Origin of the sequence: Paenibacillus sp. FSL H3-0333 (assembly GCF_038002805.1) — a bacterium.
GTDB lineage: Bacteria > Bacillota > Bacilli > Paenibacillales > Paenibacillaceae > Paenibacillus_AQ > Paenibacillus_AQ silagei.
Window position 1 is genome coordinate 5,303,637 of record NZ_JBBODG010000001.1, and the last position, 17,405, is coordinate 5,321,041.

The following is a 17,405-nucleotide window of genomic DNA, read 5'->3' on the forward strand; positions in this document are numbered from 1 at the left end:
AGTGTATCTTAATTCGCCGGTTTCCGTGAAATGTCCGGAAGCAAGTGGATAAACAGCATCTAATTTTTCCAGTTTCGCTACTTTGGATGAAATGGGATAAATTAAGTGTATTTTTTCCAACTGCTATTGTAATAGAGTCTATTGGTTCATCAGCAAGTGTACATTATCCAACTAATTCCGTTCTTGTTAGCCTTCATACTACTCAAAAAACCCTCCGGCCAGCCAACGTCTATCCCATCTTCCGATGTCTGTAGACGTTGACTGCCATAAGGGTTGTGCTTCTACGGATCTAACTATGGAGTGTTACTTCTGCAATATCCGGAAGATCATGACAGCAGCTTCCGCCCGCGTGGCTGTTCCGGTGGGATGAAGGGATTTCCCGTCTCCCCGGACAATTCCCTCTTGGACCAGTGCCGCTACACTATCAATGGCATACTTCGCCACCTTCATTCTATCTGTGTAGCCGACCAGGTCTCCGGCACTGCCGCCGGCAGATAATTTGTTCACTGCCTTCAAGGCTCTGGCTGCAATCACCATCATATCCTGCCGCGAGATTTCGCCCTTCGGATTGAAGTTGCTGCCGTCTGTTCCATTGATAATCCCCAGCTGCTTCGCAATACTGAGCGCTTCATAATAGTAGGCTCCCTGGCTTACGTCTGCAAAGCCGGAACCGGATTCCGCTTCGAGACCCAATGCTCTCACTACCAGCAGCACAAAGTCCGCTCTCGTAATATTCTTCTCTGGGCTGAAGGTGGCCGCGGAGGTTCCTTGGATGATGCCCAGACTGTACAGTGTGTCAATCGCCTCCGAAGCCCAGCTGTATTTGGCACCTACATCTTTGAACGGGCTGCTTGGCACTGGTGTCTGCGTAGGTGCTGGTGTCTGTGACACAGCCGGTGTACCTGTTGCTCCCGGCGTCGATGTTGGTGTCGGTGTTGGCGTAGCTGTTGATGTTGGTACTGACGTTGGTACTGACGTCGGTACTGGCGTCGGTACTGGCGTCGGCGTAGGTGTTGGTCTTGTTGTTGGTGTTGGCGTCGGCTCAGACGGACCGCCACTGTCTTTTAGCGTAGTTACAGAGAGGGCAGGACCATTCTTGCTCCAGTTCCCGGCTTCATCCCCGGCCTGCACCGAGAAATGATACTCTGTTCCCGCAGCAAGCCCGGTTACCTCGTACCGCAGCTCTGTTCCAGACAACGCAGCGATTTCCTCTGCCCCCCTATAGACTTTGTAGCCGGTCACTCCCGTATCGTCAGCAGCCCGCGTCCAGGTTAGTGTCAGACCGGATGCTGTGATCCGTGAAGCTTCAAGCTTGCTTCCCTCCATCCAGACCGGAGGTGTGGTGTCGGTAGCAGGCAGTGTCGTTGCTGACACAGAAGGCCCACCCTCGCTCCAATTGCCGCCCGTGTCTCCCGCTTCTACTTTGAACGTATACTGCTTACCCGGCTGTAATCCCGTTACTTGATGACTGTATACAGCACCGGTTACGGTCTCCGTATACACAGCATCTGTAACCGTAATCGGCTTATCTCCGGTTCCATTCGTAATCTGGTACCCGTAGATGCCGCTGTCATCTGTGGCCGTAGCCGACCAGGTCAGCGTCAGTCCGCTACTCGTGATACCGGAAGCGGCAAGCGTGCTTCCTTCCGCCCAGACCGGCGGCGTGATATCTTCACCTGGAAGGGTGGTCACTATAACGTACGGTCCGTCCTTACTCCAGTTCCCCGCTGCATCGCCTGCCTCTACCTTGAAGGTATATGACGTGTTCGGCAGCAGTCCAGCTACCTCATAACGATATACGGCTCCGGTTGCGGTCTCCACCGGCTCAATGCCTGTTACAAGCACCGGCTCGGAATCGATCCCGTTGTAGATACGGTAGCCGGTAACACCAAGATTATCCATTGCAGCCGGCCACGATAAGGTAACCCCTGTACGCGTAATACCGGTAGCTTCAAGCTTGCTTCCTTCAGCCCACACAGGCGGAGCTGCGTCTCCCTTGCCGCTGAGGGTAAGGTTGCCGAACACCTCTGTTGATTTTGCAGCCCGGCCCAGCAGATCATTCCAGGTAGCTACGCCGATCAGATTGGACCCGGTTGCATTGTTCACCTGCGCATCGAACCGGATCTGTGTCCCGTTCTCCGGCCTCAGTGTGCGGAATGGAATCTTCATCTCCACCGTATAAGCCGTCCCTTCGGTTACCGCCGCCGATTCAAATCCCGGTGAGACCGCCGGTGTCGAATTACTGAGGAACTTGAAGGACTGCTCCCCGGCATAGTTGACCCGGTATTGCCCGTCATCCTCTCGGTACGGCCAGGCGTTGATACGGTCTTCGTCCACATAAGCTTCCACGGAGTCCTGCTTCGTCTTATCCGTGCTGGCTTTGCTTAACTGCGTATCCTGGACCTGGAACAGCACATAGAGATTCTCTTCATCCCACAGCGTCCGGGCGGTTCCTGTGGTCTCCGCTGTCGCCATCAGATGATTGTCAATCCGGATCTCCGGCGCATTCGCCCAGAGGTCGTCTATGCTTCCATCAATGTCAGGGGTACCATACAGCGCCGTAGAGCTCTTAGTCTCTGGAGTCACATAGAGCGGATGCCCGGCCAGATACTTCTCAGGATCAAGGATGGCATAATACGCCGGCTTCGGTGCCAGCGAGCTGATGAACGGCAACGGATTCTGGCCTGCTCTCCAGCTCGCGCTGTCTGCATATCCCCAAAGGGTGACACGCGCGATTACATCCGCATGCTTCTTGTAGATCTGGAACAATTGGGCATACAGGTTCGCCTGCTTCTCTGCCCACTCTGCTGAGAGGGAATAATTCATGCCTGCCAGCACATCCAGCTCGCTGATGGAGAGCTCCACGCCCAGGGAAGCATATTTCTCAATCGCCGCTTCAACATTGGCAGGCTTGGTTCTCATGTCATAGTGGGATTGCAGCCCGATGCCGTCAACCAGTAGCTTGCCGGGATGGGCCAGCGCATAACGGTCATTGATCTCTTTGACCATGTCATAGATGGCATCCCGCTTCTCCGGGAAATCATCGTTGAAATCATTGTAATACAGCTTGATATTCCACGACGGATGCTCATCCAGCACTTCCCTGGCGGCAAGGAATGCCTGCTCTACAAAGTCAGGGCCGACAGAATAGTACCAAGGGGACTTACGCAGCGCATCCTTCCAGTCTGTTACGGCCGGAGGACCATCCTGCATCGCCTCATTGACCACATCCCAGGAGATCACCGAATCCTTGTAATGCTCCATGACCGTACGGATATGGGTTTTCATATTTGCCAGAGCCTCACTGCGGCTGAGATAGACCGGATTCCCCGTCCCATCCTTCACGGCATTGCCTGAGGCATCCACCTGCTGCGTGAACCACGCCGGAGTCTGGCTATGCCATACCAGCACATGCCCATGGACCTCCGCCCCCATCGCCCGGGATTTGGCAACCATATCGTCTGATTTGTTGAAGGTAAAATTACCTTTGGTCTTCTGCAGCGCGTCCGGCTTCATCTCGTTCTCGAAGGTCACGGCATTGAAGTGGTAATTGAAGAACGCATTCTGCCCGTTGCCCGGATTAAGATCATTAGTGCCGGGTATATTGCCTAGCAGGAAGTCGTTCTTATACACTTCTTGGAGCGGAAGAATGCTCTCCAGACCAGTGTCTGTGAAGCTGAAATCATCGATATAGTAAGATGCAGTAGTGCTATTAGGGCTCTCTACATATAAAGTGACATCATCATGCAGATAACGGTAGGTTCCCTCCAGCTTCACCCAGTCTCCGCTTGCACTGACCGTCTGTGTAGCCAGACTGACATAGTACGGCGTAGGTGCATTGACCTGTGCCGTCAGCTTGAGCTGTGCGCTTGCAGGGCTGATCAGCTTCACCCATACCGCCGCTTTGTACTCGTTGCCGATGGTGACGGTATCCTTGACCTGGACCGCAGGTCCGTCCGGGTTAGCCGCTCTGCCTGTGACCTTCAAGGCATAAGCGCCGCCCGTGGTATGGTTAGCTTCCTTGGTGACCTCCAGCTTCACGCCAGCACTTCCCTTCGGCTGGAAGCCCTGCACGGTCCCATCTTCGAAATCTCTTACCGCCTTCACCCCCGCTGCAACAGTGAACGGGCTGACCTTTATACTGACACTTCCCTTAGTTAGAGTCAGCGTGAATCCGCCTCCCTGGAGAGTAATAGCGGTCTTAACTCCCAGTTGCTTCAGCGCTTCATTGCCATCCAGAATCGCCTGCGCTTTGGCCATCAGCTTAGTGTTATCTTCACCCTCCACTGCATTAGGAACGGTAATCCGGTTGCCAATCAAGGCCGCCGCTTCCTCTACAGCCTGTTGATCTGCAGTAATTTCCCCCGTCTCTCCCATGGTCTTCACCAGGGTAACCCCCGAGAAGGTAACTTTGAAGTCCGTTACAGCGCTCGTATTGGTTCCATACAATTGCACCTTGGCAGCCTTGAAGAATTCCGGAGTATACGTGGACGGATTGCCCATCGCAGTCCAGGAAGAACCGCTGTTGGTCGAGAAATAGCCTTGCACCACATTGCCTTCTTTTACAATCCGCAAGAAATAATTAGTACCGCTCAGGTTAGTCTGGTTCGTATTGTTGGTGAAGGATTGGGTGCCAATTTTGCCTGAATTATTGACTTTGATATTGCTGCTGACCTTCCTTGCATTGATTCTGTAAAATTCTCCGCTTGCAGTAGCGCTGATGCCAAGTCCAACCTGGGCATTCTCACCCATGGACGGATCATTCAGCGGTTTGTCAACGGTGAGCTTCGCTGTCAGCGTCCAGTTGCCTTCAGCAGAGCCCGGAAGCTGCAGCATATTATGGCTGCCCGGATAGTCCGTATCGCTCTTCAAGGTCTGGATGGCCGCACCCTCCACGCTATAGCCAAGGGCAGTCTGCGGATCAGCCGGATTGATGACTTCCCAGCCCGCCGGAAGGCCAGCCGCGAAATCAATGACTTCGTTCGTACTGAAAAAGATTTTATAAGTCTTGATCTGTTCTCCTTTGACGAACCGGACCACTGCCGTGCCTTGCGCACTGTCCGCCTGCGAGATACTCACAAGCTCAGCCGGATCGCTGGTTACCGCTGTAACCTTCGGAATGGCGTTCCCGGTGACTGTATATTTATATTCATGCTTCGCTTCGTCAAAATCAGACGGCTGAACGCCATCAATAAAGAGGTTGTGCGACACGACCGCCTCAGGAGTAAGCGACATTTGATCAGCATACAGGATGTTCGCATCCTTCGCATACACCGCCAGGACCACCTTCGCTGTGCCTGCGGGCTCCTCATACGTGAATGGCTGATTAGGCGTCTCATGCCAGTCCGCCACCTTCACATCCACGGGCTGGAAGGAGCTTAAGCTAAGCGGCCCGCCCTCAAGAATGCGTCCGATGAATTTGCCGCCCGCCCAGTATGCAGGATCACCGGCTTCACGGGCTGCGTACGGTTCAGGCATATCGCGGCCATTGATCGGAGTCACTCCGAGCTGATTCCCGTTCCCGTCGTAATACACCAGAGCCGCTTCAACATCACCCGGATGCTCTGCAGCAACATCATAGCTGTCCGGGCGGCTCATCATCGAGAGGAAGTAGCCCTTGAAGTTATAGCTCTCTCCCTTGTTCAGCTTACCGGTAACATCCTGCCACATTCCATCATACTGCTCCGCAGCGTCGATGCGGCCAGCAAGCTTGCCGGAACCGGCAACCTTCGAGGTCGAGCTGTTCTTCAGGTAACGTGACAGACCCGAATAGCTTTGTATGGTATCCGCCGTTAACACAGGTCCTGCGGCAGCAGGCTCAAAGGTTCCCTTGTTGTAACGTCCGGCAGACCAGTTGTCTGTATTGGAAGCGGTTGCCGTATCAAAATCCCCGTTGAGCAGCAGATTGCCCGGAATGGATACTGTAGAATTGTTGGCGGCAGTACTCCAGTCGGAATCGCCTGCTCCGAACAGGAAGCGGTCAACGGTGATCGTACCCGCAGTCCCGTTTGGTTCGGCCACAATATACAGATCCTTATGGCCGTAAGCACTAAGATCGCCTGTATCGACCATGTCCTGGAATTTGCCGTAGCTGTCATTGGCCGGTACCGGAATCTCTGCGACCCGCGTACCTTGGGACAGGATATCGGCGCTGCTGCCGGCAGCGGCCCCCAGCGGAAGCACATAAGCAGCAAGCTTGCCTCCCTGGGCCGACTTACTCTGGGCGGTAAGATACAGCAAGTGTCTGCGGACCACACCGCCGTTCGCCGAGCCGTCTGCAAAATTCACATTATTGTAAGCGAGATAACCGCCTGCCCCCAGCGTCACTGCCTCATTGGCACGGCCCGCATTACCTGCACTGTCGCCGGGCACGCTGTTGTCATTCCCCTCTGCTTCCAGCGTGGAGAAGATATCGCGTTCCCCGTCCAGCCCCTGATAGGTGGCAAAGGTTCCCTTGGACGGAACAACCGTCACAACGCTTGCGGGCGGAATATCAATGACGAACTTGCCGCCCGATACAGGAATCGTACCCAGCTTCTTCTGGTTCTCGCTTCCCGAGGTGCGGAACACCGTTACACTATCTGTTCCTGCCGGGAAGTCCTTCAAATTGAATTCCAGCGGCTGAACGCTGTCATCGTTGTTGGCATTGGATACCGTCATCGAGAAATCACCCGTAGCCGGATTCTTGAAGCCGACCACATTCAGATCAGGCGCCGGTACGCGTGTAACCTCAAAGCGCACATCGCCGGGATTCATGAACCGGGAGAAATGCCCGTAGCTGTAAAAGCGCTTGAACAACCGGTATTCACCGGTCAGTGTGCTGATCCGTCCCGGCTCCTGCTGGGAGTTGGTCGTCACGAAGCGGATGAGGTCAGAGCCGTCTGCTCCGTTGCTGTCCCACATGCTCCACCAGACAAAGCCGGTGAAGCCCGGGTTGCTGGTGAACATATTGGTCATCAGATTAGACCAGCGCACGGCATCATTAATATTCTGATTACCGTAGCGCTGCGTATACGCTCCAGCCGAACCGTCACCGGTGTCCTGGTTCATGAATTCTGCCTGCCAGAGCTTATACTTAGTAAGATATTCGGGATACTTGCTTCCATCCTTGGTATAATCCAGAGGATTCTTGGAGAAATCCCCGGTGTGGTACAGCTTGGTCTCATCCGTACCGATGCCAACTGTACCATAGAGATGGGTAGTGAATACATCGAGATAGGGATTCTTGTCGAGCGCATTATCCGGGTCCGTCTGCGAGAACACCTCGCCGCCTCTGCTTAAGGAAGCGCCCAGATTGGTGCCGTCCACTGCGGCAAGCTGGGGAATGAAGTCAATGAGCTTGCCTTCCGGGTTCTTAATATCATAGAGGTCGCCGCCAGGCTGCATCGATTTTTTCAAAGCAGGTCCGATGTAACCGTTAATCAGTTCCGTAACGTAAGCAGCTGAGCCGCCCGCCAGATCGACTTCGTTGAAGGGATTGATGTGAGTAACCGGAATCCCATACTGCTCCCACATGCCGCGGATATAATTGACAAGATAATCTGCATAGGCCTGATAGTATATTTTTACCGGTTTTCCGCCAATGGTAGCGATGTCGCCACGGACAATTTTGCTGGGAGAATTGGTGTTGGACTGGCTCATCCAGTAGGGTACGGTCCAGGTGCAGGCGTAGAATTGCTTGACGCCATACTGCTGTGCCTGGCGCATGGTCCAGACCTGATCGATATCGAACAGCTCTTTGCGGGTACGCGGGGAATTCTTGATGACTACAGGCTGTTCACCGGGCTTACTGAGGAGATTGGTCGGGCCGCCGTCGTCATTGCCGATCGGCTGATTCCAGGAGGGATAATCCCATACAAAGTCTTGCACAGGTACAAGCGTTCCAGGAGCATGCTCCGGTTCAACCGGCCAGATGCTGTCGGTATTGCCGTCATAATAGCGGTTCTCCGCTTCGATCTTGTAGCCGTATTGTCCTGCTGTTCCACGCATGGGAATGGCATTCCCCTCAATGTCGAAGCCGGGATTATTCACATCGGCCAGGAGACTGGTGAGCGGGTTGAACCCCGGGCTTGCCGCAGTAGCCCCGGAAGTGGTCAGGCCGCCGTTGTCACCGATGATCACCCGGACAATGTCGTGACCTGTACCCTTCTGTTCACTGAAGGTCAGATCCAGCAGATGCCGGACCGTATCCTGATGGCCGGCCGAAGCGAGCTGCAGCATATGGACGGAATCCGTATACGCATAGGCGGCTCCTACACCATCCATCGTCTGATAGCTCTTGTACCAATCGGCGGTTACCTGTGCCGGAGCAATAGCAGCCTGCATGGCAGCAGCCGGAGCAGCTTGAAGCGGGTTAGAGAATGGCATAGGGGTAATAACGGATAGCAGCAGCACACCAGCCATTGAAACTGAGAGTGCCTTTCTCCTGATCTTTTTACTCATCCTAGAGATTCCTCCTCTTGTATGCGCTTACATTGTTTTGCCTGGTAATATCCTAACAAATCAGATTGTACATTTATAGAAGAAGGATGCACGATTCATTTTAAAATAACACTAAAACACTTTGATTTTTAACGATATGAGAACTTCATGTTAAAATCATGTATCCAGCTTGCCACTGCTTGTCGTTGTGCTATCAGGGAGATGCCTCCCGGATGTACAAACGGCTGCACCATCCTTGAACAAGGATGGTGCAGCCGCTTCAGCAAAAAATCGTATCTATATAGTCCGACATAACCATACCCGCAATCAGCCCTTCACCCCGCCGACCGTCATCCCCTGCACGAAATATCTCTGCAGGAACGGATACACCACCAGGATCGGCACACTGGCGATGATCGTCATCGTTGCCCGCAGCGAGGTAGGCGTTACCCTCACGGCATTTTCTGCGGATTGGTACGCGTCTACCGCCCCTGCGGTCGCAGAGGTGTTGGTGGTCTGCAGGATTTTCATCAATTCGTATTGCAGGGTACTTAGTTTGATATTGGAGGAATTGTACAGAAAGACGTCGAACCACGAATTCCATTGCCCCACCGCGACGAACAAGGATACGGTTGCCATTGCGGGAATGGTGAGCGGCAATACCACACGGATAAAGGTAGTGAATTCTCCCGCACCGTCAATCCGGGCCGATTCCAGAATCCCTTCGGGAAGGCCTTCGATGAAGGAGCGGATAATGATCATATTGAACACCCCGATCACCCCCGGAACAATATAGACCCAGAAGGAGTCTGTCATGCCCAAATTACGGATCAGCAGATATCCGGGGATCAGGCCTCCGCTGAAATACATGGTAATGACGAAGAAAAGAGTGACAAACTTGCGCAGCACAAACTCCTGGCGGCTGACGGTGAAGGCCAGCATTGCTGTACAGAAGACCGACACCGCCGTACCAATCACGGTGCGCAGCAGTGAAATTAAGGTCGCGTGATAAATCTCCGATTCTCCGAAGATATATTTATAGTTGTTAAAGGTCCACTCGCGCGGCCACAAATAAATACCGCCTCTCACGGCATCATTGGCGTCGTTGAAGGACACGGCGATCATATTAACAAAGGGATACATCGTGACAATCATCAGACAAATCATAAAGATTACATTGCAGATATCGAATATCCGGTCCCCCGGACTGGAGTTCCGTAAGCGGGACGCTTTACTTGATTGCATGACATAAACCTCCTTTTAGAATAATCTGCTTTCTCCCATTCTCTTGGCAATATGATTGGCGGAGAAGAGGAAGATAAAGCTGACTACGGTTTTGAATATGCCTGCTGCGGTCCCTAAGGAAAAGCTGCCCATTCCCAAACCATATTTCAGAACAAAAATATCCAGGTTCTCCGAGTATTCCAGATTCATCCCGTTCCCCAGCAAATATTGCGGCTCAAATCCGGATTCAAGAATGTTACCCAAATTCATAATCAGCAGGATAATGATCACCGGCTTGAGTCCGGGAAGCGTAATATTGAGCATACGCTGAAAGCGGCCCGCCCCGTCGATTTCAGCCGCCTCATATTGAGAAGGATCGATTGCTGTAATCGCTGCCAAATAGATAATGGTGTTCCAGCCGACGTCTTTCCATACCTGGGTTCCCGCGAGAATCCCCCAGAAATAATTCCCTTTCCCCATCCACAGCACCGGTTTGTCCAGGAGATGCAGCTTCGTCAGCAGCAGATTCACGATCCCGTCGGGCGATAACACGGTCAGCACTATGCTTGACGCCACAACCCAGGAGATAAAGTGCGGCAAATAGCTGATGGTCTGAACCACACGTTTAAACACAATATTTTTAAGCTCATTCAGTAAAAGAGCCAGCGTAATTGCGGTTACGAAGCCCAGTACCAGTTGAAGGGTGCTCATTACCAGGGTGTTGCGCAGTACCCGGTAGAAGGTACTGTCTTCAAACAGAATCCGAAAATGCTTCAAACCCGCCCATTCCTGCTCGGCAAAGCTTCTGGCGGGTTTATAGTTCTGAAAAGCCATACTCCAGCCCCAAATGGGCAGGTATTTAAACACAAACGCCCAGATTACGAATGGAATACACATAAAGGCCAGCGTTCTCTGCTGGACAAGGCGGCTAATGAACAAACTGGTTTTATTTATGCCCCCTCTATTATTCTTAAGGCTTGGGGGTACAGAATTCACTGGTTTCTCCACTTGATCTTACTCCCTTCCGGCTCCCTGCTGATTAATCTCTATATCACCATTTACCGGCGACGCGGTCCTGTACCTTTTGAGTAATGAAGTCCTCATAGGTCTTCTTATCCAGCTTGTTGAGCTGATTCATGTAATCGTCCCAGTTCTTGCCGAAGTTGGCCGGTGTGTCCAGAATCATCGAAGGCAGGTGGTTCCGCTGGAGATCATCTGCTTTGGTGATGAACATCTGCTGGGGCGATCCCTGTTCAAGGGCAATCGACCACGCGGGGAACCATGATCGCTCGTCCGGATTGCTGAACAGCTCACTGAAGGTCTTCACCCCATATGCTGCAAGGAGCTTCTTGTCACCCTCCGTGTAGCTGAAGGTTGCCACCTCCGGCTGGCTGCCGGGACCATAGGCGTTGCCGTCCTGAAGAACAGAGGCGTTTCCATAACGAGGCCAGCTGTAATTGAAGTAGTCGAACCCGAATTTCATGCTCTTTTCCGGATCTTCATGCATTTGCCGTTGTTCATCGTTGGCATACGTGAAGCGGCCGTTCTCGTCAACTGCATAGCTCTGGTCCTTGATGCCCCATTGGACCAGAATCTGATTCTCTTCTTTCAGCAGGTTATCGAAGTACTTGATAATGCGGACCGGATCTTTGGCTTTGACGGTAATGCCAACCCCGTAATTGTTGACAAAGCCGGGAGGATCAATATATTGATCCTTCGTTCCTTTATCGAACACGATGGGCAACGATACATACCGTTTATCATCATTGCCGGCTTTCTTCAGATTGTTGGTTGCGTCCCCAACCTGCCAGGAGTAGCTGAAATAACCGAGGACGCGTCCGGAGGTCAGCTTCGCCAGATACTGGTCCTTGTTCATGGTGAAGGACTCCGGATCAACCAGCCCTTCGGCATTGGCCTCATTCAGCTTCCCGATCCACCGCTTCTGATATTCAGAGCCCGCCACCAGCTTAGCCTCATGGGTCTTCATGTCGATGATGGAGCTGCCGTCGTTAGGTGAGCCTGCCAAGTGCATGGCCGGATTCTGGAGGGTATAGAAGCTGCCCTGCTCACCGGCAAGAGTAGCGAAACCGATGGTATCCTTGCCCTCTATCTGAGGGTGCTTTTCCTTGTACTGCTTGATCAGGTCGAAATATTCATCCAGTGTGGTGATTTTAGGGTAATTGAATTCCTTCAATACGGAACGCTGGATATAGAACCCCGTCTGGAAGTTAGGCTCGGACAGGTAACCGATATTGGCTCCGTAAGGGAAGAAGTAGATTTTACCGTCCTTCTGTCTGAATTTATCAAAATAAGGGCCATAAACACGCTTGATGTTGGGTCCATACTTCTCAATCAGATCATCCAGCGGAATGAAGGCCCCTGCTTCCATCAGCTTGGCCATTTGGCCGCTGGAATCAATAATGTCAGGATAATCACCGCTGGCAATCATCACTCCAGCCTTCGTATCCCCATCGCCAACCAGATATTCAATGTTCCAGTCCACGCCGGTTTGTGTCTGCAGCTCTTTCCCGATCGTGGTCTCACTGCCCAGGACCTGCTTCTTCGGCCCGCCAAAGCTGAAATACTTGTACGTAACCGCTGCGTTATCTTCTTTTCCTTGATCCGTGGTACTGTTCGCTGCACTGTCAGACGAGTTATTGCTGTTACCGCAACCTGCCAAAGTCGCCGCCAACACGAGTGCCAAACCAGCGGTCATAATCCTGCTTTTTAACATTTCGACTAAATCCCCCTTATGATTCTTAAATTCCTTCAATGCTGTAAGCTCTTTCAATATAACAAGTAAACGCTTTCTTGATTACCCAACAAACCATACCTCATACTTAGAAAAACATATCCAAGTACATTCCTCATCCCGGCTTCTCTTCCATAACAGGAAGCGAAATTTCAATAGATGTCCCCTCCCTGTAGCGGGCATTCATTGAAAAAGCAAAGCCCTCCCGATAACAAAGCTTCAGACGGCAGTATGCGTTCTTCATCCCGACATGCTCGCCGATATCGTCGCCATCCTGCAGATACCGGTGAAGCTCCTCCAGCTTGTCTGAATCCATGCCGATCCCGTTATCCTGGAATCTGAAGATCAGCCTGTCCGCCTGCAGAGTGACTGAGATTACGATACTCCCCTTATCCGGACTTGATTCAATGCCATGGATACTGGCATTCTCTACGAACGGCAGCAGAACCATCTTGGGAATCCGCAGGCCGAGTGCTGCCGGTTCAGCAACAATGCTGTATTCCAGCTTGTCACCGAACCGGTATTGCTGGATCGTAAGGAAGCTCTCAATCAGCTCCAGCTCCTCGCGGACGGTAACATCGTTATGACTCCAGGAGAGCGATTTGCGGAACATTTTGGCCATATGCTGGATGATCTTCGCGGTCTCCTTCTCCCCCTTGATGATGCTGCGCATACGGACCGATTCCAGCGAATTGAACAGAAAGTGGGGATTGATCTGGCTGTGCAGGGCATGAAGCTGGGCCTGCTGCTGCTTCAGCTCCAGATTTTTCTTCTGAATATCTGCCACATAGACCTCATTGATCAGACTGTTGATCGTCTCGGTCATCCGGTTGAATTCGGCGGTCAGCTGTCCGATCTCATCTCTGGCATCTTCCGGGGGAATTGTCTCGAAGTTCTGCGCCTTCACCTTCTTCATATGCCGCAGAATCCGCACCAGCCGCACATGAATGGACCTCGACATGACGGCTATGATGATCGTTGGCAGTACAAAGTTGATGCATGCCAGCCATATAACAAAGGACCGCGACTTGCGGACCTCCTTCAGCACGCTTTCCTCGTCCATCACGCCTTTCAGGGTCCAGCCCTTTAGATAATTAATGTCACTGTACGCTTCATCAAAGATCCGGGAGCTGCCAGGAAAGCTGATCTCATGAAAATAAATATCCTTCGTGAGGTTCGCCGTCACATTCCCGAACTGTACTCTGCCCTGAGGGTCCACCAGATAGACCTGGCCGTCAAATCCGCTTCCCTCAAAAATCTGGTGAATCTGCTCTATATTCAGGTCAATCTTGACGAGCTGCTCGAAGCCGCCGGTATTGTAATTATTCAATCTCTGAATCAGGCTGAACTTCTGGTCTGTATAGATAAAGGTTGGATAGGAAGCAGAGGAGGCCAGAGACCGGGTATACCAGCCGGACTTTCGGATCTCGCCGGTTAACCGGTCCATATAGCCGGAGGCTAAGATGGTGGGATTATCCGTATATACCTGATACCAGCGGACCCCCTGCATATTCTCATCGGCAAGCGCGCCCCTCAGGTAGGAATTGAAGGTATCCACGTAGTCTTTCTGGCTGGTGAATTTACGGGTAATGGTTTTGTTGAAGATGGAATCGGTATACAGGGAATACGAAAGTCCGACCCCCTGATCGATTGTCACCCGCAGGTCGTTTTTCAGATTATTCAGTGCCATGTCCGCATCGCGGATTTTTTGATTTCGTATATTGGAAGTGGTCACGTTATAGAACACTACATTGGTCAGTACGATAGGAATGAACACGGACAGCATATACATCAGCAGCAGCTTGTCGCGCAGCTTCAGGTAATTCAGGAAGTTCTTCATAGGCCCCCCCTATTCTTTGCCGATCAGCATATTCCGGTATTCAGACGGCGTCAGCTGTTCCAGCTTTTCAAATTGGGTTACGAAATAATCAGCATTCTGAAAACCGACCCTGCCAGCAATCTCGTACATTCTCAGATCGCTCTGCCGAAGCAGCTTCTTGGCTTCCTGCACTCTAAGCTCCAGGAGATATTCATTGAAATAGACGCCGTAAGTCTTGCGGAACAAGCGCCCCAGATAGACTGCATTCATATAAAACATGGCTGCGATGTTCTTCAGGCTGATATTCTCATGGTAATGGGTGTCGATGTACTGCTTGATCGGTTTGATTCCGCCCAGACTGTTCAGCTTGCGGAGCCGTGCAATAGCTTCCGCTGCTTCTTGTATAGCCTGCTGGAAATGCTCCTGCAGCATGGCCAGACTCCACTGCCCGTGCCCCCGTTCAGCCAGCTCCTTCAGCCGGAGAATTTCCGCTTCGGTGCCGTCCATCTCCTTGATCACGCCAAGAATACCTGCCATACACCGGGCGAGGGAGCTGCTCACGGCTTGCGGGGTGAAGCGCTGCTCATGGAATAACGTGAACATGCCGTTCACGGTTTGCTGATAGTCCGTCATGTTGCCCTCCTCCAGCTCCAGAATCAGCTTGCTTGCCAGTACCGGATTCATATCAAACACGTACAGTGCTTTATCCTTAATCTGTGCATATGTAATGACTCCAGTATTCTCGGCATATTTGTGCCTGGCTGCTTCGTTAGCCTCTGAATAAGAGCGGTGGACATGGGCCAGCGTGTCAACAGGATCACCGGCATACAGGCTCAGCTCCATATATAGCCGCCCCGCGAGGGCTATGCGAAGCCGCTCCAAATGAAGCGCAAGACCTCCACATCCGCCTTCGATCTGGTCCGTACAGAACAGCATCCCGAAGGTCCCCGGCTGCTGTTCCAGGACAGGAATGCCGGCACCTCCCACCTCTGGGGAGTACAGCGCCTCCTGGAATTGCTTCAGGGTGGTTGGCTTGTCCTGCCCCCCTCCCGCATGAATCTCGGTCATGGTGTAGAGAAAGCCGCCCACTCCTTCCAGACCCAAGGCTGCTGCATAAGGTTCGGCCTCCTCCGGCTGGAGACTCTCCTGCACGAGCGCTTCCATGATTGCACTGGTCGTAAGATCATCATTAGTCAGCGAGGCAATCCGCTTCCTGCCCATGGCATACGACAGCTTCCGCAGCGCAGCGGTCATCTCCTCTTCATCTATGGGCTTCAAGATGTAATCATGAACCCCGTAGCGCAAGGCCTGCTGCGCATAGTTGAAATCGTGGAAGCCACTGATAATGATGAAGATCAGAGGAAGTCTGGCCTGTGCATACACACTGCGGATCAGATCCAGCCCGTCCAGAGTAGGCATGCGGATATCCGTAATCACCAGGTCAGGCTCCAGCTGTTCAATCATCTCCAGCGCTTCAGCGCCATTATTGGCCTCTCCCACAACGCTGAATTTCAACGCTTCCCAAGGAATGATTTCCAGCAGCCCTTTGCGAACATACACCTCATCGTCTACCAGCAACACTTTGAACACGATACCCCTCCTTATATTCTAAAAAATCCCGGCCCGCAAACGCACTGTACAAGCTGCTGTTTACAGGCCAGGATAAGGTTGCTTATGGAAACTGGAGTGAATGGTTTCTATTCTGCAACGATTAATGTAGTGTCGGCTTCGACTTCGGTGTCGGCCTCATAAGTAGTATCCGTTACTGAGCTTTTGCTGCTTCCGAGTGTGGCTACGAAGGTAGTTACACTAAGAGCCGGGAGTTGGGCAGTGAAGGCACCATTCGACACATTAATGGCTGATCCGGCGGCTACCTTGCGGCTGGCGTCTGTGGTCCATGGGGACACACTCGATGCGGAGCCATTTTGCAGGACGAACCGCTGGCTAACCGCCGAATTGCTTTTATTAATAGCGACAATCACTGCCTTGTTACTGCCCTTGTAAGCCGAGACATAGACATTGGTGTTAGGGTTCTTCGTAGCATCAACTCTTACATAACCCGGGCGGACGAACTTGGAGAACTGGGCCATGCTGTCCCCGCGCTTACTGATACTGCCGTCTTCATTCATCGGGCTGTATTGGCGGCGGATATACCACCATACATAAGCCTGGAAATCCCCTTCCACCAGCGCATTGTGCATATGGTAGGCTACTTCCAGCGCTTCCGGCCACAGGTTGGCCGAGTTGTTATTGCTGTTCGGGTAATAGACCTCGGTCATCCACAGCTCTTTGCCTGCACCCTTCTGCTTGAAGAGCGGATAAGCGAAGTTGTTCACCTGAGTTCCATACAAATGTGCACCCAGAATGTCCATATTAGCCAGCGCCTGGGAGTCATTCAGAATCGGATCGGACATATTCTTCAGATATTGGAAGGACTCCGGAGCAATGACCCGGCAGTTAATGGAACCGGCATAATTCTTCATAAAGTTCAGCATTTCGGCAGGTGTCCACCAGGTCCAGGTCTCGGCATAGTCCGGCTCGTTCTGCACCGAGATCGCATACAGGTTAACCCCGTTATTCTTCATGTACGTCACGAAGTCATTCAGATGCTGGGCGTATGCGCCGTACTGGTTATATTTGAGACGCTTGGCTGAGGTATTCCCGTTGCGGTTGAAGGTCTCCGTCATGCTGCTAGGCGGATTCCACGGCGAAGCAAAAACGATGGCTCCTTTGGCAACGGCTGCCTTGGCCGTATCCAGCTCCTTATACCAGTTGTTCTTGTTCTCGTCCACAGAGATTCTCAGAATGGAGAATCCCAACTGGTTCGCCCCGTTCCCGAAGGCGGTCTCCCGCTGCGCGGCGGTCAGATCCCCGATCCAGTTCGGATGGTTAATGCCGCCGAACCCGCGGATCACCTGCTTCTGGGCGGACAGATTGACCGTCACATCGCTGGCTGCTGAAACTTTGGGCGGCGGTGGCACCACCAGCATAGACAACATAGTTACCGTTGCCAGCAAGGTACATAGTGATTTTTTAAACGTTGATTTCATTGCTTCATCTCCTTATTATATGATTTCTGCACAACATTCCTGCCGAATTCTGCCTCTGGTCGCACCTCCTGTCTAATCGAAGCGGCAGCTGTACCCTGTACAGGCTTGTCCTTTTCCCTTGCAACACTTGCAAGCGCTT

General features: G+C 52.3%; 7 protein-coding genes. All 7 read right to left on the minus strand.

Going from position 1 to position 17,405, the window contains the following annotated elements:
• Positions 1-303 precede the first annotated feature (303 nt).
• The 7 genes from MHH78_RS23835 to MHH78_RS23865 all read right to left on the minus strand — a co-directional run bounded on the left by MHH78_RS23835 (position 304) and on the right by MHH78_RS23865 (position 17,266).
• Positions 304-8,442 (minus strand): endo-1,4-beta-xylanase, encoded by an 8,139-nt coding sequence (locus tag MHH78_RS23835; RefSeq protein ID WP_341169025.1) that lies wholly within the window; start codon positions 8,440-8,442, stop codon positions 304-306.
• 306 nt (positions 8,443-8,748) lie between these two features.
• Positions 8,749-9,666 carry a carbohydrate ABC transporter permease gene (locus MHH78_RS23840; protein ID WP_339313724.1) on the minus strand — a complete coding sequence of 306 codons (918 nt, stop codon included), beginning with the start codon at positions 9,664-9,666 and terminating at the stop codon, positions 8,749-8,751.
• 15 nt (positions 9,667-9,681) lie between these two features.
• Complete coding sequence (locus tag MHH78_RS23845) at positions 9,682-10,599, minus strand: ABC transporter permease (RefSeq protein ID WP_341170367.1); 918 nt, start codon at positions 10,597-10,599, stop codon at positions 9,682-9,684.
• 97 nt (positions 10,600-10,696) lie between these two features.
• A complete protein-coding gene (locus MHH78_RS23850) occupies positions 10,697-12,379 on the minus strand; it encodes an ABC transporter substrate-binding protein (RefSeq protein WP_341169026.1) in 1,683 nt (560 codons plus the stop codon).
• Positions 12,380-12,512: 133 nt separating this feature from the next.
• Complete coding sequence (locus tag MHH78_RS23855; RefSeq protein ID WP_341169027.1) at positions 12,513-14,237, minus strand: sensor histidine kinase; 1,725 nt, start codon at positions 14,235-14,237, stop codon at positions 12,513-12,515.
• 9 nt (positions 14,238-14,246) lie between these two features.
• Complete coding sequence (locus MHH78_RS23860) at positions 14,247-15,806, minus strand: response regulator transcription factor (protein WP_341169028.1); 1,560 nt, start codon at positions 15,804-15,806, stop codon at positions 14,247-14,249.
• A 107-nt stretch (positions 15,807-15,913) separates the two neighbouring features.
• Positions 15,914-17,266, minus strand: coding sequence for a glucuronoxylanase (locus tag MHH78_RS23865; protein WP_341169029.1), 1,353 nt, complete (start codon positions 17,264-17,266; stop codon positions 15,914-15,916).
• Positions 17,267-17,405: the final 139 nt, after the last annotated feature.